A 23,334-nucleotide genomic window follows, 5' to 3' on the forward strand; every position below is an offset into this window, starting at 1 on the left:
GTGATTTTTTTATTATCATTTAAGAAACTGAAGAAAACTCTAATGCCTCTTCCTTATTAATAATTTCTCCCTTATATTCACCTTTCACCGAAATATCAATAATTGATTTATTTCCTGTTTCCATTTTCCCTAAAGAAAACATATATATTAAGTCATCTTTTTTTAACATCCATTGTTTTCCGTGCCAAGGACCAGTTAACTTCTGTTCTGGCGATGCCAGTATTTCTCCAAAATATTCACATTCGCCTAGAGATGTTTTTACTGTATTCTTCTCCGTATCAATAACTATATATTTAAGAAGTTTTATACTTTCACTTGAAAAAATCTCTACTTCATGGTCACTTTTTTTCTTGAATTTCAGCTTTCCATCCTTTGTATTAACCAATTTACTTTGATCAATTGCATTTAGTACAAACTCATACTCTTCTTTTGTAACACCGAAATTAGGATGATATGGAAAACTTTTTTTCTCTGCATGCTCTTCTACGTATTTTAAATACCATTCCATATTATTCACTAGATGCTCTCTCATTCTTTGACCAATATTCCCTACCTTTTTAAGAGCATCTGGATCCATCTCAAGTGTCATAATATCCGCTGTAACTTCCGCATTCATAAGATGCGGTGGAATATACTCCTCTACACTATTTGCCTTACTCATTTCACTTTGACAACCGACTATGAATAGCGATATGAGCAGGATATATACTAATTTTTTATACTTCATCTCTGTTCTCCACTCCGTACATCAGTATTACTTTCATTTATAGCGTTTCTTATTATAGTTTAAAATCCTGATGTTTTAATAAAAACTATCAATATATGCAAAATTACATATTAATAAGCCTTTCTCTCACTTTAAAATCAGCTTAAATCAATTACCAAAATATACAAATCAGAAACTTATAATGTTATAATTTGTAAAAAAACACTGGAGGATATTATGAAAGCCCACGCCCTTTTCGACTTCTTACACTTACTAGTTTTAAGCATGAAAAGCTATTATGTGTGGGGAATGCCAATCTATGTATTCATCATCCCTCTTATTTTTGTAGTAGGTTATATCACTATCAAATCAAATAAGAAACGAAAGAATACCTCTATTCAAAGTCACTAACCTATCCCATATCTAAAAATGATATGATGAATAAGGGTATATCCCCACCTCTCTTACAGAGGTGGGGATTTTAAATGTAAGTATGCAACATAATACACAATAGAAGGTGATTTTATGAGAAAATACGCAGCAATTGCTTTATGTACGTCTGCCATTCTAGCAGGCTGTAACACAAATAATGCTAGCCCAGAACCTGCAAAAGAGAAAAAGGTACAAGAAGTAAAAAAACAAGAAGAGACTGTACAAACACAAGGTAAAATTTCTTATAATCCCATTACGCACGAATCTACAAACGCAAATATTCATATTACAGACATAAAGGATTCTTTAACTGAAGTACAATATAAAATTTGGCACACTGCTGATGGAAAGGAAAGTTCTAAATCCTTTTCTTCTAAAGAAAAAGATAAACAATTTACACTTCCCTTTGATATAAAAGAATTTGAAGGAAAACGCGGTGAATACCAAATTGAAGCTACAGGAACAACAGAGGGCGGAAAAGCTATTCCACTTACGAAATCTACTATTACTTTCGAGCAAAAAGTTCCTGTTCTTATGTACCACGCAATTGATGATTATCATGGGCAAGGTATTAAAGATTTATTCGTATCACCCGCTAACTTTGAAGCACAAATGAAGTATTTAAAAGACAATAGTTATACATTATTAACATTTGAACGCTGGAGCGATATAAATAAAGTAAACAAGCCGGTTTTCGTTACATTTGATGACGGTATGAAAAATAATATGAATGCATTTCGCATTTTACAAAAGCTAAAAGATGATACTTTTAAGCCAGCGGCAACGGAATATATGATTGTTGATAACGTTGATGTAGAAGGCGCCCTTTCTACATCTGAAATAAAAGAAATGGTTGATTCAGGTATTTTTTCTGTACAATCTCATACAGCAACACATGCAGACTTGCCGAAAATTACAAACTATGACGAAGAGTTAAAAGGATCAAAAGAAAAGCTAGAGAAAATAACAGGTAAGCCTGTTATCGCAATTGCTTATCCATTCGGTCATGTAGACGATAAAGTTGTCGCAGAAACAAAGAAATACTATCAATTTGCAACAACAACGAAGCCTGGACAATTCATTACGAAGGGTGAACCTGATGAGTTGTTAAAAATGAAGCGTGTTCGCATACACCATACAACGACTGTAGAACAATTTGCTTCTTCGATTAAATAACTATTAGAGCTCAATACATTTTGAGCTCTCTTTTTACGTTATATTTATATATATTTTTAGAATTTTCTTGTATTATATATAGTAAGAAATCTTTCAAACTAAAGGAGATTATACATATGTCATTTGAACAAACGTTAGAGAAGTATGCTGCTCTTGCAGTCAATGTTGGTGTTAATATTCAGCCCGGACAAACTTTATCAATTAGTGCACCTCTTGAGGCTGTACAGTTTGTACGCCTCGTTACAGAAAAAGCATATCAATCTGGTGCAAAACACGTATATGTGGATTGGAATGATGAGACGTTAACACGCTTAAAGTTCGATCTAGCTCCTGAAGAAGCTTTCTCTGAATTCCCTTCTTGGAAAGCACATGCTCGTGAAGAATTAGCAAAAGAAGGCGCTGCATTTATGTCCATCTATGCAGAGAATCCTGATCTATTAAAAGGTGTAGAACCAAAGAAAATTGCAACAGCTCATAAAGTAGCTGGAGAAGCGATGAAAGTATACCGTGATTATGTACAAGCAGATAAAGTAAGCTGGTGCGTAATTTCTGTTCCTACGAAAGAATGGGCTGCAAAAGTATTCCCTGACGTAGCGCCAGAAGAACAAGAAACAAAACTATGGGATGCTATCTTCAAAGCTACTCGTGCTGATTTAGAAAATCCTGTGGAAGCATGGAAAGAACATGATGAAACACTACATACAAAAGTAGATTACTTAAACGAAAAACATTATACAGCTCTTCATTATACTGGTCCTGGAACAGACTTAACAATTGAACTTCCAGAAAAGCATGTATGGGCTGGTGCTGGTAGCTTAAATGAAAAGAACGTAGCATTTATGGCTAACATTCCAACTGAAGAGGTATTTACAATGCCACTTAAAACAGGTGTGAACGGCCAAGTGTCTAGCACAAAACCGTTAGCATTTGCAGGTAACATTATCGATAACTTTACGTTAACATTTGAAAACGGACGTATCGTAGACTATAAAGCTGAATCTGGTGAAGAAGCTTTAAAACATTTAGTAGAAACAGATGAAGGTTCTCACTTCTTAGGCGAAGTAGCTTTAGTACCTCACGATTCACCAATTTCAAACACAAATATTTTATTCTACAATACGCTATTTGATGAAAATGCATCTTGCCACCTTGCAATCGGAAATGCTTATGCATTTAACTTAGATGGCGGGAAAACAATGTCTAAAGAAGAACTTGCTGAAAATGGCGCGAACGCTAGTATTACACATGAAGACTTCATGATTGGTTCAGCTGAGCTTGATATCGACGGTATTACAGCTGATGGAAGACATGAGCCGATCTTCCGTAAAGGTAACTGGGCGTTTTAATTTCATGACTATAAAAACACATTGGATTACCCAATGTGTTTTTATTTATTCGGCTTCAATTCAAATTTTATCGTTCTATTCTCATGCGTAAACTCAGGCCTGTATGTAGCGATATATGTATTTCCTTTCGTTACATCAAATAGCATTACATCTTGAATTTTTCCATCCGGCGCTACCTTTTTACTCGTAAAGCTATCATATTTATATTCTTTAAACTTTGTACCTTTCTTATCTGTAATCTCAAATTCGTAAAATGCAAACGGTATGTCCTTTTTACTATTATTTTTCACCGTGAAAACAATCCCTAAAATATCATCTTTCTTTTTATCTGTAGTGTAATCTGGATACCCTAATTGAACTGAATCGAGAGTTACTTGCAAACCATCCACGTCCACCGTCTCTCCTATTTTATAAACTTTATCTTGAACGTCCTCTTGTTTACTTTCATCGCTGTTTTTAGTTTCTGTGCAAGCACTTAAACTAAAAGCCATGCCACAAATTAAAACAATTCGACTCACTTTCTTTAACATACCCTTCCCCCTATATGAGACAAGATTTTTATATTTATCCCGCATTAACGGGCAGTAAAACTCCCACCTCAAAATTCAGTTGGAGCAAAAAGTTAGGTGGGAGATCAACTGCCCGTAAACGCCCGATTGGTGCGGGCTAATAATCAGTGGGGAATGAACAAAACCCCCACTGATTAAAGTTTCACTTTATCATAGCAAAACTCTTTACGTTTTCTTGTCATATTTTGTCGTAGTAATTGCTAACTACACAAATAGAAAAAAGCTATCTTCTACAAAAGATAGCTTTCATGATGCCGATGACACTTTCAGTCCAATTACTCCTAAAACAATAAATAAAATGCAAAATGCTTGGAATAAGTTAATATGCTCTTTAAAAAAGTACACACTAATAATCGTAATAAGAAGTGTTCCTAAGCCCGACCAAATCGCATAAGCAATACTTAAGTTAATCTTCTTTACGACGATAGCAAATATACTGAAACAAATACCGTAAAAGACAAAAATAAGTACACTTGGAACGAGCTTTGTTAAACCGTTCGATAGTTTCATCGCTATCGTTCCAGCTACTTCAAAAATAATTGTTACGAGTAATAATAGCCAATATACCATACTAGAATCTCCTTCTCTGTTACCTTATAGAGATTCTAGTATACTACTTATAGTCCTAACGAAATATATTTAATTTCTAAATATTCCTCGATGCCGAAATGGCCTCCTTCACGTCCGATACCACTTTCTTTAAAGCCACCAAATGGTGCTTGTGCAACTGATGGAAGGCCATCATTTAAACCGATAATACCGTACTCTAACGCTTCACTAATTTGGAATGCTTGGCTAATATCTTTTGTGAAAATATAAGCAGCCAAACCATATGGTGTATTATTTGCTCGCTCGATTACTTCTTCAACTGTTTTAAATTTCGCAACTGGTGCAACCGGTCCAAATGTTTCTTCATTCATACAAAGCATCGTGTCATTTGCCAATCCAATTACTGTTGGCTGAATGAAATAACCATCTAACTCTGCAAATTTATGGCCACCATATAAAACTTCCCCGCCCTTTTGAATTGCATCTTCAATATGTTCTTGTACTTTCGAAACTGCATTCGCATCAATAAGTGGACCTACAGTTGTTCCTTCACCGAATCCATCTCCAACTTTAAGCTGCTCTACAGCTTTTGTGAACTTTCCTGCAAATTCTTCGTACACTTCTTCTTGAACAAAGACGCGGTTTGTACATATACACGTTTGTCCTGCGTTACGGAATTTCGAACCAATTACCGCTTCTACCGCCTTATCTAAATCAGCATCATTCATAACAATAAATGGAGCGTGACCACCTAATTCAAGCGAAACCTTTTTCATCGTTTGCGCAGCGCTAGCCATTAATTCTTTCCCAATTTCAGTTGATCCTGTAAAGGAAACTTTTCGAACGCGCTCATCTTCCATCCACGTATCAGCAATTGCTTTTGCACTACCTGTTACAATATTTATTACACCTTTTGGAATGTCTGCTTCATGTGCTAATTCAACTAACTTCAATGCAGTTAATGGCGTTTGACTCGCTGGTTTCACAACTGCCGTACAGCCCGCTGCAAGTGCTGGAGCTACCTTTCTCGTAATCATAGCAGCTGGGAAGTTCCACGGTGTAATAGCTGCCATAACCCCAACTGGTTGCTTCATAACTAAAATACGCTTATTCGGGTGAGAAGCAGGAATCATTTCACCGTATATTCTCTTTCCTTCTTCTGCGTACCATTCAACAAAACTATTTGCATAATTTACTTCACCAAGCGCTTCTGCAAACGGTTTTCCTTGTTCTCTCGTCATGATTGCTGCAATTTCTTCCTTATTTTCATCAATGAGTGTGAACCACTTTTTTAACTTTACTGCACGATCCGCTGCCGTTAATTTTGACCATGATTTAAAAGCTTCATGTGCAGCATCAACTGCTTGCTTTGCCTCTGTAATCCCGCCCTTTGGTACAGTTGCAAATACTTCCTTTGTCGCTGGATTATTCACTTCGATTTGTTCTTGCAGTGTAATCCACTCACCATTTATATACATCGCCTTTTTCTCTAAATTTACGAACGTCGCTTTTTTATCCAATGTTTTCTTCCTCCTCTATGAACTTCTTAATCTTCCTAGTGGCAGCAGATTGACTTATTTGCAAAAACTCAGCCACTTTATAACTTGATCCATACGTTTTATACGCTTTAAGAATAATATTTCTCTCTACCTCTTCCAGCATTCTATAAAGACTTTGTCCGGATTGTTCAACCGTTGTCTCTTGCATAGATAGTGGCAAATCTTCTACCGTTACAAAATCATCAGCAGTGATAACAATTCGTTCAATTACATTTTCAATCTCTCTATTATTTCCTTCCCAAGGGTACCCTACAAACATTTGTAACGTACTAGGAGCTAACTTCACATCACGTCCGTACTTTTTATTAAAATGCTGTAAATAATGATAGATGAGCGGCAAAATGTCTTCTGTTCTCTCCCGAAGTGGCGGAATTGAAATTGGAATGACATTCAGACGATAGTATAAATCTTTCCGAAATGTTCCTTGTTTCACCATCGTACTTAAATCTCTATTTGTTGCCGCTACAATTCTAACGTCCACCTTTTTTAATTCTCTTCCGCCTATAGGGCGAAACGTTTTTTCTTGCAATACTTGCAAAAGCTTCGCTTGAATTTCAAGCGGCATTTCACCAATTTCATCTAAGAAAAGGGTCCCTTTATGTGCTGATTCTAATAGCCCCTTTTTCCCTTCACGATTTGCACCTGTAAAAGACCCACCTGAATATCCAAAAAGCTCAGATTCGATTAAATTCGTCGGCAATGCCGCACAATTAATTTCATAGAAACTTTCATTCTTCCGGTGACTCACTTCATGCAAATGGCGTACTAATCGGCTTTTCCCCACTCCAGTCTCACCTAATACGAGAACAGTACTATCTACCACAGATACTTTTTTTATTGTTTCGATTATTTTTTGCATAGCGATGCTTTTAAAAATAAGCCCTTCATGCTCATATGTTTCTCTTAATTCTTTCTTATATGTCTTTAGCTGATTATCCATTTCCTCTACCTTTTGACGTAATTGATAGAGTTCAGTAAGATCACGAGAATAACTAATCACTCTTCTTAAATTTCCTTCATCATCAAAAACAGGCCTTGTACGAACATGCAAATACTCTCCTGATTTCGTTGTTTGCACAAGTTCAACTGGCCTTTTCTTTTCAATTACTTCTAACGTTGCAGACGGATAAAAAATCCCTTCTTTCTGTAGTTCTTGTACATGCTTTCCTACTAATTCCTTAGCAGAGAGCTGGTAATGCCTTTCACACATACTATTTACACGTACAACGATTCCCTTATCATCCGTAACAAAAATTTCATCAAATGCATATTCAAATACATCTTGTAAATCCATCAACATTCGTTCCTTTTCTGCAACCATTCTAGCCACTCCCTACTTCAAATCCATCGATTCACTTTACTATCTTTATTATAAAATGAATTTTCTGCATTTTATATAGAGTAAGCTAGAATGTTTTCAATTTGTTATTTATACAAATCTATTTATATTTTTTAACACATAATTCGCTGCCTTAAAAAATACAGAATGCCATCGCAACCACACCCTCACTTTGTTTTAGCTTGGCATGGGGCAGGAAAAGGGGCTGACCGATTCTATGCATGGACAGATGCTCTCTTCCGCCTAAAAAGAAAAGCTTTATTCCCTTTTTTAAGTTATCCCAATTCTTTATACACGAGCGATATTTGCTTGCTCATAACAAGCTTGCAATGATTCTTCAATTATTGTTAAACCTTCCTCAAGTTGCTCATCTGTAATCACTAATGGCATTAATACACGAATAACATTTCCATATGTTCCTGCGGATAATAAAAGTAGTCCACGCTTATTTGCTTCTGCACACAAATTAGACGCTAATATTTTATCAGGCGCTTTCGTCTTGCGATCTTGAACGAGCTCGAATGCACACATTGCCCCTAAGCCGCGCACATCACCGATGCAATTATATTTATTTTCCATCTCTTGGAATCGGTTCATTACGACTTTCCCTACTTCTATCGCTCTATCATTTAATTTCTCTTTTTCTATTACATCAAGCACAGCTAATGCAGCCGCACATCCTAGTGGGCTTCCTGCATACGTTCCACCAAGTTCCCCCGGTGCAGACTCATTCATAATTTCTTTACGTCCAATCACACCACTTATCGGTACACCAGCACCTAATGATTTAGATACCGTAATTAAATCTGGAACGACATCATAATGATCAATTGCAAAGTATTTTCCGGTACGACTAAAGCCTGTTTGAATTTCATCAGCTACAAATAAAATACCGTGCTCTGAACAAATACTGCGTACTTCTTGAACAAATTTCTTACTTGGAACGATAAATCCGCCTTCCCCTTGAACAGGCTCCATTACAACAGCTGCAATTGTTTCTGGTGCTACTTCTGATATGAAGAAGTTCTTAAACTCTTCAATGATAAAGTCATCATACTGCTCTTCTGTTAACCCTTCTGGGCGACGGTATTCATATGGGAATGGCGCTTTATATACTTCTGGAGCAAATGGGCCAAATCCAAATTTATATGGTTTTACTTTACTTGTCATCGTCATTGTCATTAATGTACGCCCATGAAATCCTTTAGAAAATGCGATAATTCCAGGTCTCTTCGTATATTTACGAGCAATCTTCACTGCATTTTCAACCGCTTCTGCCCCACTGTTTAAAAACAGCACTTGTTTGTCGAAATTACCTGGCGCTAATGCGGCAAGCTTTTCTGCCAATTCAATATATGGCTCATACATCATCACATTAAAACCAGTATGAATATATTGATCTACTTGTTTATGAAGCGCTTCTTTAACAGTAGGATGACAATGTCCTACATTAATTGTCCCGATTGCTCCTGCGAAATCAATGTACTGATTTCCATCCACATCTGTTACGAGTGCACCATTTGCAGACTGTACAAATGTTGGAATACCATTACTTACTCCTTTTGGTACTATATTTTGGCGGCGTTCTAATAAAGACGCTGCTTTCGGTCCTGGAATTTGTTCATCTACTTTAGCAAATTTTTTTGTGTTCATTATGTACCCCATCCTTTTCTATACAATGTTTTCTCTTTATATTGCAAGATGTGTGCCAACTTCCCATTTCTAGTATTCATCCCATTCCCTGAATATCTCGGCATAAAAAATAAGTCTATAAAGACTCATATAGAGTCCTTATAGACTTATTAATTTATACATTAGACTTTCTTTGTTTCCAAATAAACTCACCTGAATGAGAAATTAAATCTTCAACAGATTGTAATATTAAATCTGCAAGTGGTTCTAACGTTTGACGATCACCCGTACCAGATAGTACGCCAATCGCATAGCAGTCGCCACCATTTTTCGCTAAATGTAAATCCGTCGGTGTATCCCCGACGACCGCTACTTCACATGTCTCTAAATTAAATCTCTCACAAAACGATTCTACAATTTTTTTATCTGGCTTCTGTGCTGGAAATGTATCTGAAGCTATAACACAATCAAAAAAAGCTTCCAATTGATATTGCTTTAAAAATAATTCTGTCGGCGCGAAATCATCAGCTGTAACGACACCTAGAATAAATCCTCTATCCTTTAACGCCTGTAAAACTTTCGGTAAATCTGCCGTCATTCTCATATGTGAACGATGCTCGTACATAAGAGCAAATAACTTTTCACTCACCCATTGATGCATCTCTTCTTCTCTAGATGATGCAATATACTTACAAAGCCCCTTTGCCACATCAAGACTCGTTCCAGCAGCGATCGCACTACGAGGATGAACAAATGCTCCGTCTACGCCAATCTCTTTTAATAAATCCTGCTGCATTGATTCTGGTAATTGATATAAATTTATACACTCTGTAACGAGCTCTTCAGCTACTTTTATCCAAATCGAATGAAAATCCATTAATGTCCCATCTTTATCAAATAGTATTGCTTTTACCTTCTCCATAGCACCCTACCTCTCATTTCTTATCTCCTCCAGTGTATCAATAAAGTATGTACATAAAATAAACGGATTGTAAAAATACCATAAAAATCAAACTAACTTCCAATTTACAATTCAGCTGTATAAAGTGAAACTTTAATCAACAGAGGCTTTTACGAGCAGCCCGACTCCTACCTAACTTCTTTGCTTCAGCCGAATTTTAAGATGGGAATGCTGTGGAAAGCAAAAAAGGATGCCTTTACAGGGCATCCTCTTGATGTTCAGGAACAAATAGTTCCAGACAATGATATATATTTTCAAATTCCATTGGTGCGTCTCCGCCATATTCACCATCTAAGTTGATCATTAATTTATCAGGAGAATGAACTTTAATACGATTCGCTTGTGTATATAGCACTTTCGGATTGTTAATATGTTCCCCACGCTGTGCTTGTGTTGCTGCTTTAATTAAATCAGCGATAGAACCTTTTTTCAGTACTAATAAATCAAATAATCCATCGTTAATAGATGCATATGGTGCTACTTTTTCGAATCCACCAACTGAACGAGTATTCGTAATTAAAAACATCGTAATTTCTTCTTGTAGCATTTTCCCATCATACTCAATTTCAACATATGTTGGATGTAATGATGGTAACATTTCGATTCCTTTTAAATAGTAAGCAAGTTGGCCTAATACCGTTTTTAGCTTGCTTGGTACTTCATATGTTAATTCTGTAATACGGCCGCCACCAGCGATATTAATGAAATATGTATCATTCGCTCTACCAAGATCTAACGGTACCGTTGTTCCTTCACAAATAATATCCGCAGCCTCTTCAATAGCACGAGGTACACCGATCGCACGCGCAAAATCATTTGTCGTTCCAACTGGAATAATACCAAACTTTGGACGATGCTCATGTCCTACTAAACCGTTCACTACTTCATTTAATGTACCATCACCACCAGCTGCGATAACAACATCAAACTTACGATCAGCAGCTTGCCTCGCTGCCACAGTCGCATCTCCAGGACCAGTTGTCGCATGACAAGACGCTTCATATCCAGCTTGTTCTAATTTTTGTAATACTTCTGGTAAGCTCTTCTTAAATAGCTCGCGCCCAGAAGTAGGATTATAAATAATTCTTGCTCGCTTCATATTTATTAGCACAGGAAATTCCTTATTCATTGAAAAACGAATACACCGAACCCTTATTCAGTATCCCTATGCCTACCTCCTCTCATCTTCCTATCCTTCTTTAATTCCGCTCAAACAGGCAGTAAGAACCCGATTCGTGTAGCCCATCAAAAGTAACTGTTCACTCCTGATAGTTTTGTTTTATTTAACCAAGAATTTTATGTCTATCCATTCTCTCACATCAATTTACATATAATGAATAATAATTATCTATTATTTCATGAGATGAAAAAAAACCTCTATGTCTAGATTTATCATTATTCCCACCTTTTTGCAACTATCATACCATAGTTGCTATAGAAACATTTTCTCACTTTTGACAGTTAATCAAACGTTTGTTTAAATTATTTTTCACCATTTAAACAAACGTTTGATTAACTCAGAAAAAACACCCAAATACGGGTGTTTTTTCTGTTTAATCTTTAAGAATCTATACTATTTTAGCGCTTATTAATCTCTTCAAGTAAGATTTTGTTAACAAGCGGTGGATTTGCTTGTCCTTTTGTAGCTTTCATAATTTGACCAACTAAGAAGCCAATTGCACGGTCTTTACCGTTTTTAAAGTCTTCAATAGATTGCTCATTATTATCAAGAATTTCTGTTACAACCTTACGAAGTGTTCCTTCGTCAGAAATTTGAACAAGCCCTTTCGCTTTAACGATTTCTTCTGGGTCTCCACCTTTTTCAATTAATTCGTTAAATACTTTCTTCGCGATTTTAGAAGAAATTGTACCTTTTTCAATTAATTGAACCATTTTAGATAAGCCAGCAGGCGTTAATGCAACGTCTTTTAATTCTTTTTGTTGTTTGTTTAAGTATGCAAGTACTTCACCCATTAACCAGTTTGATGTTAATTTCGCATCAGCACCTTCTGCAACTGTTGCTTCAAAGAAATCAGACATCTCTTTCGTTAATGTTAATACGTGTGCATCATAAGCTGGTAAACCAACTTCTTCAACATAGCGAGCTTTACGTGCATCTGGAAGTTCTGGAATAGAAGCACGAATTTCTTCTTTCCACTCATCGTCGATGTAAAGTTCAACTAAGTCTGGCTCTGGGAAGTAACGGTAATCGTCAGATCCTTCTTTTATACGCATTAAGATTGTTTTCTTCGTTGCTTCATCATAACGACGTGTTTCTTGTTGGATGATACCGCCAGATAATAATTCTTTTTCTTGGCGCACTTGCTCATGCTCAAGACCTTTTTGCACGTAATTGAAAGAGTTTAAGTTTTTCAGTTCTGCTTTTGTACCGAACTTCTCTTGTCCAACTGGACGAAGGGAAATATTCGCATCACAACGAAGAGAACCTTCTTCCATCTTACAATCAGATACACCTGTATATTGAATGATTGATTTTAACTTCTCTAAGTAGGCATATGCTTCTTCTGGAGTACGCATATCTGGCTCAGATACGATCTCGATTAAAGGCATACCTTGACGGTTGTAGTCTACTAATGAACCTTCAGCCGTATGCGTTGATTTACCAGCATCTTCTTCTAAATGAAGACGTGTAATACCGATACGTTTCTTTTTACCGTCTACTTCGATTTCAATCCAACCATTTTCACCAATTGGCTTATCAAATTGAGAGATTTGGTAAGCTTTCGGATTATCTGGATAGAAATAGTTTTTACGGTCGAACTTCGTTTCCGTTGCGATTTCACAGTTTAATGCCATTGCAGCTTTCATTGCAAAGTTAACTGCTTCTTTATTTAAAGTAGGAAGTACCCCTGGGTATCCTAAGTCAATTACACTCGTTTGTGTATTTGGCTCCGCTCCGAATTCTGTTGGACTCGCAGAGAAAATTTTCGAATTTGTTTTTAACTCAACGTGAACCTCTAAACCAATAATTGTTTCTAAATTCATCTATGCTCGCCTCCTTACAGACTTGCTTTTTTTGTATGATAGTCTGTTGCTTGCTCAAACGCATGTGCAACGCGGTAAATTGTCGTTTCATCGAAGTGTTTACCAATGATTTGTAAACCAAGTGGCATGTTGTTAGCACCGAATCCACATGGAACAGAAATCGCTGGAACACCCGCTAAGTTTACTGGAATTGTTAAAATGTCATTTGCATACATTGTCATTGGATCGTCCACTTTTTCGCCCACTTTAAATGCCGGAGTTGGCGTTGTTGGTCCAATAATAACATCATAGTTAGCAAATACATTTTCAAAGTCATTTTTAATTAATGTACGTACTTGTTGTGCTTTTTTGTAATATGCATCATAGTAACCAGAGCTAAGAGCAAATGTACCAAGCATAATACGACGTTTTACTTCATCACCGAAACCTTCGCTACGTGTGTTTTTGTAAAGATCTAATAAATTATTCACATTATCAGAACGAACACCGTAACGTACGCCATCAAAGCGTGAAAGGTTAGCAGATGCTTCAGAAGAAGATAATAAGTAATACGTTGCTAGAGCGTATTTAGAGTGCGGAAGAGATACTTCCTCCCAAGTTGCGCCCATACCTTCTAACACTTTTAAAGCAGCTAGTACTGACTCACGAGCTTCCTCGCCAACACCTTCGCCTAAGTATTCTTTCGGTACAGCAATGCGTAAACCTTTAACATCGCCTGTTAAACCAGCTAAGTAGTTTCCTACTTCAACGTTTGCAGAAGTTGCATCCATACGGTCAATACCTGAAATAGCTTGTAATAAGTATGCATTGTCTTCTACTGTACGTGTAATCGGTCCGATTTGGTCAAGTGAAGATGCGAATGCTACTAATCCGTAACGAGATACACGTCCGTAAGTTGGTTTTAAACCTACAACGCCGCAATATGCAGCTGGCTGACGGATAGAACCACCCGTATCAGAACCTAGAGAGAATAATACTTCTCCTGCTGCTACTGCCGCTGCAGAACCACCACTAGATCCACCTGGAACATAATCTAAGTTCCATGGATTTTTTGTAGCGTAGAAGCCTGAATTTTCATTTGAAGAACCCATTGCGAACTCGTCCATATTTAATTTACCGATTGTAACTGTGTCAGCAGCTTTTAGCTTTTGCACAACTGTCGCATCGTAAATTGGATCGAAGTTTGCTAACATTTTGCTCGCACAAGTTGTACGAAGACCGTTAGTTACAATGTTATCTTTTACACCGATTGGCATACCGAATAATAAACCATTATCCTCAGCACCAATCTTTGCATCTAATTCTTTCGCTTTCGCGCGTGCATTTTCTTCATCTAATGTAAGAAAAGCTTTTACGTTATCTTCAACATCCGAAATACGTTTGTAAGATTCTTCTACTAAATCCGTAACGGAAATTTCTTTGTTGTTTAACTTCTTATGTAACTCTGATACAGAATGATCAAATAATGACATCGAAATTCCCTCCTCTATTCTAATACTGCTGGAACACGGATTTGATTATCTTTGTGATCCGGTGCATTTTTTAATACTTCTTCTACTGGTAAACCTTTTTCTGGCACATCTTCACGCATAACATTTTTCATAGTTAATACATGAGTTGTTGGTTTTACATCAGTTGTATCTAATTCATTTAACTGTTCTGCAAATGTAACAATTGCATCTAGTTGTTTTTGAAATTTTTCTGCTTCTTGATCAGTAATTGCAAGACGTGCTAAATGTGCTACGTGCTTTACATTCTCAACGGAAATTCTTGACACGGCTAGGCCACCTCCATAATATATCGTTCAATCTACAATACTATTGATGATACCAAATTTCCAGTACTTCAAGCAAGTCAACACACGGCACTTACGGCATTTTTACATAAAAAAAGAAAGGCAAGTGCCTTTCTTTACAATTTACTCTTTATCTAACGATTTATTTTTCGGAAATCTTTCATTATCTTCCTCATTATCACGAATTGTTTTTTGTAATACAAAACAAGACATCGTTAAAAATAATGTTCCTATTAAATAGTACCCTTTTACACTAAGCGTTTCATCTAACGTGTAAATCCCAATTAGCATTCCTGACAACGCACAAACAAATGAAGTCCATGCTAAAAACGTGAACGCTTGCGTATTTCGTCTTCTCATCGTTCTCCCCCTCGTTAGCTGTACACCCATTATAGATAAATATATTTATCACAATGGATTTTTATGTAAATTTTCTTTTTTCTATTTATTAATCTATCACAAAAAATTGCTATTTTGAAGATTATTTTCTTTCTAATCTGAAAAAATAATCAAAATCATTGACATTTATTTCAATTCCACATAAAATAAAAACAAATATTACGAACCTCGAAATATACTGGAGTGGAAATAATTGTTGCAATATGAACATTTTTTAGACTTACTGCTAGATAACGCCAAGAAACTTTTCTATCCTGAAGAATGGGTAAGCCTTGATTTAACACTTTCCAAAACAGAAGTATTTTGTTTACTTTGGATGGAGCGAAATACAGATATTACAATGACAAAAATCGCTGATCTTCTTGATATACCGATGAGTACAACGACAGGCGTTGTAAATCGCCTTGTAAAAAAGGGCTATATTGAACGCTACCGTGATGAAAGCGATCGACGCATTGTATTAATTCGTTTAACAGAAAACGGCGTAATGCTCGTTCAAGAAGTGAAACAAAATGCGGCCCATTACTTTAGCCTAGTGACGGAAGCATTGTCAGAAGAAGAAAAAGCATTCTTACTACAAATCTTCCAAAAGATCATGAATCACATTGCTACATCACAGCAAAAAACAGAAGAAAAGGTTTCTACACCTAAAATGAAAAACATTCCGATTGAATAAAGCCCTAACTGGGTTTTTATTCAACCATTTACTTCGATACTCGTAATATTCGACATTCGAAACAAAGGGGATAAAATGATGAGAATTATTTTGTATACAGGTAAAGGCGGCGTAGGAAAAACTAGCATTTCAGCAGCAACAGCACTTCAAAGTTCAAAACAAGGATTAAAAACATTAGTAATGAGCACAGATCCTGCTCATAGTTTAGGAGATTCATTTGGTATAAAGCTATCTTCTGAACCATTAGAAATTCGCGAAAACTTATGGGCACAAGAGATTAATACGATTTATGAAATGGAAAAAGGCTGGGGGAAATTGCAGAAATATATTACACTACTCTTCACTTCCAAAGCAGCCGATGATATTACAACAGAAGAATTAACGATGTTCCCTGGTATGGAAGATTTAATTAGCTTACTTCGAGTACTCGATTACTATAAACACAACACTTACGACGTCATCATTATTGATTGCGCACCGACTGGAGAAACTTTAGCAATGCTCAGCTTTCCAGACATGCTCGGCTGGTGGATGGAAAAACTCTTTCCTATTAAAAGAAAAATTTTAAAAGTCGTTCGTCCTGTAGCTCAACCACTCCTTGGTGTCCCCCTTCCAACCGATGATATTATGGACGAATTAACAAATACACTTGAACAGCTTGGAGAAATGAGAGATATTTTATCAAACCGAGAGGTAACCAGCATTCGCGTTGTTGTAAATCCTGAAAAAATGGTCATTAAAGAAGCTCAGCGCAGCTTTACGTATTTAAACTTATACGATTATAACGTTGATGCCATTATGATTAACCGCATCATCCCTAACACTGTCACCGATCCTTATTTTCAGGCATGGAAAGATACACAAAAGAAATATAAAACATTAATTCAAGATAGTTTTCAGCCACTTCCTATTTACGAAGCTCCGATGTTTGAACAAGAAGTTGTTGGTTTGTCTATGTTAGAACGTGTAGGAGACGCTTTATTTAAATCTGACTCTTCTCCTACGGAAGTGAAATTTAACGGTCGCACACAATATGTAAAAAAAGATGGCGATGAGTATATTTTCGTTCTGTCCATTCCCTTCTCAAACAAAAGTGAACTTTCATTAAATCAAAAAGGTGATGAACTTATTATTCGAGCCGGTTCTGCGAAGCGAAATATCACCTTGCCAAAAACATTAACGCACCTTTCTATTCAAGGAGCTAAGTTTGAAGATGATGTACTAAATATTCGGTTTGGAGGTGTAGTACATGCATGATGAACTACTAAGAAAGGTAATTCGTACAAAAATAAAATTCGGTATGCTTATATTAGAAGAGTTACCGAATCCGATTCAGCAATCAGCTAAGCAAGCACTAAATATTTTACAAGAGGAGCTAGCTGCTTATCCGAAAGAACAAGAGCATCACGAAGATAATTTAAAAAGTATCATGATTGAATAACCATAAAAAAAGACCAGGAAAACTCCTGGTCCATCACTCTACTTAACAAACATTGGATTCTATGTTATACAAAATTGGAAGGTACAGAATTAGGGTTTTGTTTGTTAAGTAGATTATATGTTTAACGAGCTAACAGCGGAGGGGTTCCTACTGTTAGTCGTTAAACTCAATAATTATTTTACGATTTTTTCAAGCTCATCAAGTGAAAGATCTACTGAAATGGAACCATCATTTGTTTCTTTCTTAATTGCATCTGTTACTTCTTTTGAATGATATAGTTCAATTACTTTTTTCAGTGTTGGATCCTTTTTATCTTTCGTACGAGCTGCGAAAATATTAATATAGGCCTTTGCATTTTCATTATTTGGATCTTCTAAGAAAATTGGATCCTTCGCTGGGTCTAATCCAGCTTGACCAGCAACACCGTTATTAATAACTGAAGCCGCTACATCTTTTAACACACGAGGTGTTTGCTGTGCGATAACCGGTGTAATCTTTAGCTTCTTCGGATTTTCAGCAATGCCGCTTGGATCCCCAAATAGACCAAAATCTTTCTTAAGCTTTAATAATCCAGCTGCATCAAGAAGTTTTAATGCACGTGCTTGGTTCGTTGGATCATTTGGAATAGCAATTTCTGAACCATCTGGGATTTCATTTGCTTTCTTATATTTTTCAGAGTATAAGCCCATCGGTGCAATTTGTGTTGTACCAACAGCTGTAATATCTAATCTATGCTCCTTTTTAAATTGCTCTAAGAAAGCAATGTGCTGGAATGAGTTTAGTTCAATATCTCCATCAGCTAACGCTTTATTTGGCGTTGTATAATCAGAGAACTCAATCAGTTTAACTTTAATCCCTTCTTTTTCAGCTTTTTCCTTTACAATTTCCCAAGCGTTTCCATCCGTTCCAGTTACACCAATGCGAACTACTTTCTCTTTAGCTCCTGCACCTGTGTCTCCACCTGAGCAGCCGCTTAAGGCTGTAATTCCTACGATCGCTGATAATGCAAATGCTAAAATTTTCTTCATTTTCTTTTCCCCTCTTCCTTTTATGATCTGCGTAAAAAGACTTTCGCAAAGTAGTTCCCTAAATTTTGAGCTATCTGTACGAGAATGATAAGTAAAACAACCGTTACGAACATCACTGACGTATCAAAACGTTGATAACCATATGTCATCGCTAAGTCACCAAGACCGCCACCACCGACAAGCCCAGCAACTGCTGAAAATTCAATTAAACCAACTGTCATAAACGTTACACCTAAGATTAATGGTGCTAACGCTTCTGGCACGAGGATTTCAAAAACAATTCTAATTGGTGAAGCACCCATTGCTTGCGCTGCTTCAATTACCCCTTTCGGAACAGAAACAAGATTTGTTTCAACCATTCTAGCAATACCAATTGATGCAACTAACGTCATTGGGAAGATTGCTGCCGCTGTTCCAATCGTTGTTCCAATAACACTTCTTGTTAGTGGGCTTAAAGCTACTAAAAAGATAATGAATGGAACCGGACGAATTGTATTAATTATGATATTAAGAATAGAAAAGACCCATTTATTTTCTAAAAAGTTTCCTTTTCTCGTTACATATAAAAGCAAACCTAGAGGTATACCAAGAATTGTAGCGAATATAAGGGTTACAATTACCATTAAGAGGGTATCCCCCGTCGCATCTAATATGCGAGGCCAAAATATACTCCAATCAACTCGCATGAGCTTCTACCTCCTTCAGCTGCACTTGCAGTCTTAGATGTTGTAATGCTTTTTGAATTTCTTTCTGTTCACCTTGTAGTTCTACAAGAAGATTTCCAAATAGCACATTTTGGAGTTCAATAATATTTCCGTAAAGAACATTTACATCGACGTTATAGTTTTTCGCAATATATGATAGTACAGGCTGCCCTGTCTCTTCCCCAGTAAAAGTCAGGCGATAAATCTGACCTCCGTTTTGAATTTTCGCTAGAACACTTTCTGGTAAGTGATCATTAATAACAGAGCGTACAAAATTTTGAGTTGTCTTTGTTTTTGGTTGTGTGAAAACGTCAAACAGTTTTCCTTCTTCAATTACTTTTCCTTTTTCCATAACAGCTACACGGTGACAAATTTCTTTCACAACGTGCATTTCATGTGTAATAAGTAGAATCGTTAAATTGTACTCTCTATTTACTTTCTTTAATAAATTTAAAATTTCTGTTGTTGTTTCCGGATCTAAAGCTGATGTTGCCTCATCACATATGAGAATATCCGGTGATGTCGCAAGTGCTCTTGCAATCCCAACGCGCTGCTTTTGTCCACCTGATAACTGTTCTGGATAATAGTTCGCTTTATCTTCTAAACCAACAAACTTTAGTAGTTCATTCACTCTTTCTTTTATCTCATTCTTCGGCAATTTCGCTAACCTTAATGGATAAGCAATGTTCCCAAACACTGTTCTTGAATTAAATAGATTAAAGCTTTGAAAAATCATCCCAATTCTTTGTCTTAGTTTCCGTAACTCTTTCGCCGATAATGATGTAATATCTTTATCGTCTATTGAAATTGTTCCTGCAGTTGGTCGTTCTAACATATTTACTAAACGTAATAACGTACTCTTTCCAGCACCACTAAATCCGATAATGCCAAAAATTTCGCCCTTTTCAACTGACAGCGTTACATCCTCCACCGCATGAACAGATTGCCCACCTGATTCATATACTTTACTTACATTGTTAAAAGAAATCATTTTCTTCCCTCCTATATGCTGTAAAACTTGAAGTAGAGCTTTCGAGGTAAAATAAAAAGTGCTCTCCTTCTTATCACTTGTAAAAGATAAGAAGGAGAGCACTTATATGTACTCGTTCACATCTTCTCATCTTCCAAGCCTACTTTAAGCTTGCTGGAGTTAGCACGGTATTAAAAAACCCGTTGCTGAGGTATCGTAGGGCCAGTCCCTCCACCTCTCTGGATAAGAGTGTATCGATTTAATTGTCGTTTAATTAATTCTCATTATAGAACTCAGAATAATAAGAGTCAATATATTTTTTAGAAAAATATTAATTATTCCTCTATTAAAATTTTCAAATAAAAAAATCACAATACAATAGTAATTTTTATAGTTATGTAACATCCTCCTCACTCATACTTTTAAAGAGGAGAATCTTCTCTACTAATTGAATAACAGTATTTCAATATGAATTCGGAGGAAGATAAATATATGAAAACAGCCCTTTTGCTCGTCGATATTCAAAATGATTATTTTCCAAATGGCAAGATGGAATTACGTAATCCCGTAGAAGCAAGTGAATATGCTGATCAGCTACTACAACATTTTAGAATTAGAAACGAACCTATTTTTCATATCCAACATGTAGCTATAAAGGATAGTGCTACTTTTTTCCTACCCAATACAGAAGGTGTCCATATTCACGAAAATGTCCGTCCACTTAGAGAGGAATCCGTTATCCTTAAACATTATCCAAATAGCTTCCGAGAAACTGATCTTCTAGAACGATTACAACGTTCAGGAATTGAGCACGTCGTAATCTGCGGGATGATGACCCATATGTGTATTGATGCTACGGTAAGGGCTGCTTTTGATTTTGGCCTTCACTGTACCGTAATACACGATGCTTGTGCTACAAAAGATCTTTCATTTAAGAATGCTACTATACCAGCTGTTTATATTCATAATACAATTTTGGCGAGTTTAAATGGAGTATACGCAAATATAATGAGTACAGAAGAGTTTTTAGCGACCTAAAAAAACACCCCTTTCAGTTAGCAAAACCGAAAGGAGTGTTCTCTTGTCAAACCATAGATTTTCTTTCAAATTGTATTATACAGGAAATCCTCAAAATGAATACTAAAAAATATGACTAATAAGTCAATTTTTCTCGCTGTTTTGTTTCTATTTTCATGTTTATCCCGATATTAATAGGGTTTAACTAATTCTAAAGAATACATAGTAATATTTGGTAACTATTTCTCGATTTAAATTAACTAGCTTCTATATATAGAGAATTTCTCAAAAAAAGAGATCTTCACAAACTGTGAAGATCTCTTTTACTATTTCTTATAAAGTTTCAGAAGTAGTTTTTGCTTGCATATGAAGTGCTAAGTAGTCAGGGCCACCAGCTTTAGAGTCTGTACCAGACATGTTAAAGCCACCGAATGGTTGGTAACCTACGATTGCACCAGTACATCCACGGTTGAAGTATAAGTTACCAACGTGGAAGTCTTCACGTGCTTTTTCAATATGGTCACGGTTGTTAGAAAGAACTGCTCCTGTTAAACCGTATTCTGTATTATTTGCAATTGCAAGTGCATGATCAAAGTCTTTTGCTTTACAGAATGCTACTACTGGTCCGAAGATTTCTTCTTTCATTAAACGAGCATCTTCTGCAACGTCAGCAACGATTGTTGGTTGGATGAACCAGCCTGTAGAATCGTCTCCTTCGCCACCTGATACGATTTTACCTTCTTCTTTACCAATTGCAACATAGCTCATTACTTTATCGAATGCAGCTTGGTCATTAACAGGTCCCATGTTGATGTCTTTTGCATCTGGGTTACCTACTGTTAATTCTTTTGTTAATTCCACAGCACGATTTAATACATGATCGTATACATCTTCATGGATTACTGCACGAGAACATGCAGAACATTTTTGTCCTGAGAATCCGAATGCTGATGCAACGATAGATTTAGCTGCGAATTCAAGATCTGCTTCTTTATCAACAACGATTGTATCTTTACCGCCCATTTCAGCGATAACACGTTTTAGCCAAATTTGGCCTGGGTTTACTTTCGCTGCACGCTCATAAATACGAATACCTACATCGCGAGATCCAGTGAAGCTAACGAAACGTGTACGAGGGTGATCTACTAAGTAGTCACCAACTTCAGAACCATTACCTGGAACGAAGTTTACTACGCCAGCTGGTAAACCAGCTTCTTCTAATACTTCCATAAATTTCGCTGCTACTACAGGAGTTGTACTAGCTGGTTTTAGTAATACTGTGTTACCAGAAACTACAGCAGCTGTTGTCATACCTGCCATAATTGCGAATGGGAAGTTCCAAGGAGAAATGATAACACCTACTCCTAATGGAATGTAAGAGTAACGATTATATTCAATTGGACGGCTTTCTACTGGCATACCGTCTTTTAATTTCAACATTTGACGAGCATAATATTCCATAAAATCGATTGCTTCTGCTGTATCAGCATCTGCCTCATTCCATGGTTTACCTGCTTCTTTTACAAGAATAGCAGAGAACTCATGTTTTCTACGACGAACGATTGCTGCAGCACGGAATAAAATATCTGCACGCATTTCTGGTTTTGACTTTCTCCAAGTTTGGAATGTTGCATCCGCTACTTGCATTGCTTTTTCAGCTAATTCACGGCTTGCTTTTGAAACGCGACCAACAAGTTCCTCTTTATTTGCAGGGTTTACAGAAACAATTTTGTCTTCTGTAGTGATTTTTTCTCCCCCGATAATTAATGGATAGTCTTGTCCAAGATAAGATTCTACTTTCTTTAAACCCTCTTCAAACGCTAATTTGTTAGCCTCTACTGAAAAATCTGTAAATGGCTCATGTTTGTATGCTACTACCATCTTTTTAGCCTCCCCTTAGAAAAACGTTTACATTTTACAACATTATTCTACACGATAATTTAGATTTATTCAAATATTCCTAGACTTATATTTTAAAAATTAATAAATTTTTAAAATATAATAAAAAAAAGAGATTCATACATACGTA

Annotated in this window: 22 protein-coding genes and 1 riboswitch; of the genes, 6 read left to right on the plus strand and 16 right to left on the minus strand. The window is 36.3% G+C overall.

Annotation, left to right across the window (positions count from 1 at the left end; translation table 11 throughout):
- Positions 1-19: 19 nt before the first annotated feature.
- Positions 20-727 (minus strand): hypothetical protein, encoded by a 708-nt coding sequence (locus ACE38F_RS26090; RefSeq protein ID WP_215555069.1) that lies wholly within the window; start codon positions 725-727, stop codon positions 20-22.
- Between the two features lie 504 nt (positions 728-1,231).
- Here ACE38F_RS26090 and ACE38F_RS26095 point away from each other — a divergent pair.
- Together ACE38F_RS26095 and ACE38F_RS26100 are read left to right on the plus strand one after the other, a co-directional pair.
- Positions 1,232-2,314: a polysaccharide deacetylase family protein gene (locus tag ACE38F_RS26095; RefSeq protein WP_375370608.1), complete on the plus strand. Its 1,083-nt coding sequence runs from the start codon at positions 1,232-1,234 to the stop codon at positions 2,312-2,314.
- Between the two features lie 116 nt (positions 2,315-2,430).
- Positions 2,431-3,660: an aminopeptidase gene (locus ACE38F_RS26100; RefSeq protein ID WP_215555067.1), complete on the plus strand. Its 1,230-nt coding sequence runs from the start codon at positions 2,431-2,433 to the stop codon at positions 3,658-3,660.
- Between the two features lie 41 nt (positions 3,661-3,701).
- On the opposite strand, the gene ACE38F_RS26105 is transcribed toward ACE38F_RS26100, so the two are convergent.
- From ACE38F_RS26105 to ACE38F_RS26155, 11 genes are all read right to left on the minus strand, one after another.
- Positions 3,702-4,190 (minus strand): DUF4352 domain-containing protein, encoded by a 489-nt coding sequence (locus ACE38F_RS26105; protein ID WP_375370609.1) that lies wholly within the window; start codon positions 4,188-4,190, stop codon positions 3,702-3,704.
- Positions 4,191-4,475: 285 nt separating this feature from the next.
- A complete protein-coding gene (locus ACE38F_RS26110; RefSeq protein ID WP_002113527.1) occupies positions 4,476-4,799 on the minus strand; it encodes a DMT family transporter in 324 nt (107 codons plus the stop codon).
- Positions 4,800-4,846: 47 nt separating this feature from the next.
- Complete coding sequence (gene gabD / locus ACE38F_RS26115; protein WP_002159479.1) at positions 4,847-6,298, minus strand: NADP-dependent succinate-semialdehyde dehydrogenase; 1,452 nt, start codon at positions 6,296-6,298, stop codon at positions 4,847-4,849.
- The gene (locus ACE38F_RS26120; RefSeq protein ID WP_002159480.1) at positions 6,291-7,658 is read right to left on the minus strand and encodes a sigma-54 interaction domain-containing protein; all 1,368 of its coding nucleotides are present in this window, start codon (positions 7,656-7,658) and stop codon (positions 6,291-6,293) included. Before ACE38F_RS26120 ends, gabD begins: the two co-directional genes overlap by 8 nt.
- 306 nt (positions 7,659-7,964) lie before the next feature.
- The gene (gene gabT / locus ACE38F_RS26125) at positions 7,965-9,329 is read right to left on the minus strand and encodes a 4-aminobutyrate--2-oxoglutarate transaminase (protein WP_375370610.1); all 1,365 of its coding nucleotides are present in this window, start codon (positions 9,327-9,329) and stop codon (positions 7,965-7,967) included.
- A 154-nt stretch (positions 9,330-9,483) separates the two neighbouring features.
- Positions 9,484-10,230, minus strand: a complete 747-nt coding sequence (locus ACE38F_RS26130; protein ID WP_341307833.1) for an HAD family hydrolase — start codon at positions 10,228-10,230, stop codon at positions 9,484-9,486.
- Positions 10,231-10,465: 235 nt separating this feature from the next.
- Positions 10,466-11,368: a diacylglycerol kinase gene (locus ACE38F_RS26135; protein ID WP_375370621.1), complete on the minus strand. Its 903-nt coding sequence runs from the start codon at positions 11,366-11,368 to the stop codon at positions 10,466-10,468.
- 479 nt (positions 11,369-11,847) lie between these two features.
- Positions 11,848-13,275, minus strand: coding sequence for an Asp-tRNA(Asn)/Glu-tRNA(Gln) amidotransferase subunit GatB (gene gatB, locus ACE38F_RS26140; RefSeq protein ID WP_002201956.1), 1,428 nt, complete (start codon positions 13,273-13,275; stop codon positions 11,848-11,850).
- Positions 13,276-13,289: 14 nt separating this feature from the next.
- Positions 13,290-14,747 carry an Asp-tRNA(Asn)/Glu-tRNA(Gln) amidotransferase subunit GatA gene (gene gatA / locus ACE38F_RS26145; protein ID WP_002139408.1) on the minus strand — a complete coding sequence of 486 codons (1,458 nt, stop codon included), beginning with the start codon at positions 14,745-14,747 and terminating at the stop codon, positions 13,290-13,292.
- Positions 14,748-14,761: 14 nt separating this feature from the next.
- Entirely contained in the window at positions 14,762-15,052 is a 291-nt protein-coding gene (gene gatC / locus ACE38F_RS26150) for an Asp-tRNA(Asn)/Glu-tRNA(Gln) amidotransferase subunit GatC (RefSeq protein WP_000086999.1), read from the minus strand.
- A gap of 141 nt (positions 15,053-15,193) precedes the next feature.
- Complete coding sequence (locus ACE38F_RS26155) at positions 15,194-15,430, minus strand: YiaA/YiaB family inner membrane protein (RefSeq protein WP_002029490.1); 237 nt, start codon at positions 15,428-15,430, stop codon at positions 15,194-15,196.
- Positions 15,431-15,662: 232 nt separating this feature from the next.
- Between ACE38F_RS26155 and ACE38F_RS26160 the strand changes: the two genes are divergently transcribed.
- The 3 genes from ACE38F_RS26160 to ACE38F_RS26170 all read left to right on the plus strand — a co-directional run bounded on the left by ACE38F_RS26160 (position 15,663) and on the right by ACE38F_RS26170 (position 17,586).
- The gene (locus tag ACE38F_RS26160; RefSeq protein ID WP_002113502.1) at positions 15,663-16,145 is read left to right on the plus strand and encodes a MarR family winged helix-turn-helix transcriptional regulator; all 483 of its coding nucleotides are present in this window, start codon (positions 15,663-15,665) and stop codon (positions 16,143-16,145) included.
- Positions 16,146-16,220: 75 nt separating this feature from the next.
- Positions 16,221-17,402: an ArsA family ATPase gene (locus ACE38F_RS26165; RefSeq protein ID WP_375370611.1), complete on the plus strand. Its 1,182-nt coding sequence runs from the start codon at positions 16,221-16,223 to the stop codon at positions 17,400-17,402.
- Complete coding sequence (locus tag ACE38F_RS26170; protein WP_078179980.1) at positions 17,395-17,586, plus strand: DUF3926 domain-containing protein; 192 nt, start codon at positions 17,395-17,397, stop codon at positions 17,584-17,586. The genes ACE38F_RS26165 and ACE38F_RS26170 overlap by 8 nt, the downstream gene beginning before the upstream one ends.
- A gap of 173 nt (positions 17,587-17,759) precedes the next feature.
- On the opposite strand, the gene ACE38F_RS26175 is transcribed toward ACE38F_RS26170, so the two are convergent.
- The 3 genes from ACE38F_RS26175 to ACE38F_RS26185 are packed head-to-tail and all read right to left on the minus strand — an operon-like array spanning position 17,760 to position 20,309.
- Entirely contained in the window at positions 17,760-18,614 is an 855-nt protein-coding gene (locus tag ACE38F_RS26175; RefSeq protein ID WP_375370612.1) for a MetQ/NlpA family ABC transporter substrate-binding protein, read from the minus strand.
- 20 nt (positions 18,615-18,634) lie between these two features.
- Positions 18,635-19,300 (minus strand): methionine ABC transporter permease, encoded by a 666-nt coding sequence (locus ACE38F_RS26180; protein WP_001261864.1) that lies wholly within the window; start codon positions 19,298-19,300, stop codon positions 18,635-18,637.
- Entirely contained in the window at positions 19,290-20,309 is a 1,020-nt protein-coding gene (locus tag ACE38F_RS26185) for a methionine ABC transporter ATP-binding protein (RefSeq protein WP_002029486.1), read from the minus strand. The genes ACE38F_RS26180 and ACE38F_RS26185 overlap by 11 nt, the downstream gene beginning before the upstream one ends.
- 123 nt (positions 20,310-20,432) lie before the next feature.
- Positions 20,433-20,538: riboswitch (SAM riboswitch) on the minus strand.
- A 242-nt stretch (positions 20,539-20,780) separates the two neighbouring features.
- Here ACE38F_RS26185 and ACE38F_RS26190 point away from each other — a divergent pair.
- On the plus strand, positions 20,781-21,326 hold the full coding sequence (locus ACE38F_RS26190; RefSeq protein WP_002159488.1) for a cysteine hydrolase family protein: 546 nt from the start codon (positions 20,781-20,783) through the stop codon (positions 21,324-21,326).
- Between the two features lie 312 nt (positions 21,327-21,638).
- Here the strand turns inward: ACE38F_RS26190 and pruA are convergent, their stop codons facing one another.
- Positions 21,639-23,186, minus strand: coding sequence for an L-glutamate gamma-semialdehyde dehydrogenase (pruA, locus tag ACE38F_RS26195; RefSeq protein ID WP_215555054.1), 1,548 nt, complete (start codon positions 23,184-23,186; stop codon positions 21,639-21,641).
- Positions 23,187-23,334 lie beyond the last annotated feature (148 nt).

It is taken from the genome of Bacillus altaicus, assembly GCF_042136375.2.
In the GTDB taxonomy this organism is placed as follows: Bacteria; Bacillota; Bacilli; order Bacillales; family Bacillaceae_G; genus Bacillus_A; species Bacillus_A cereus_U.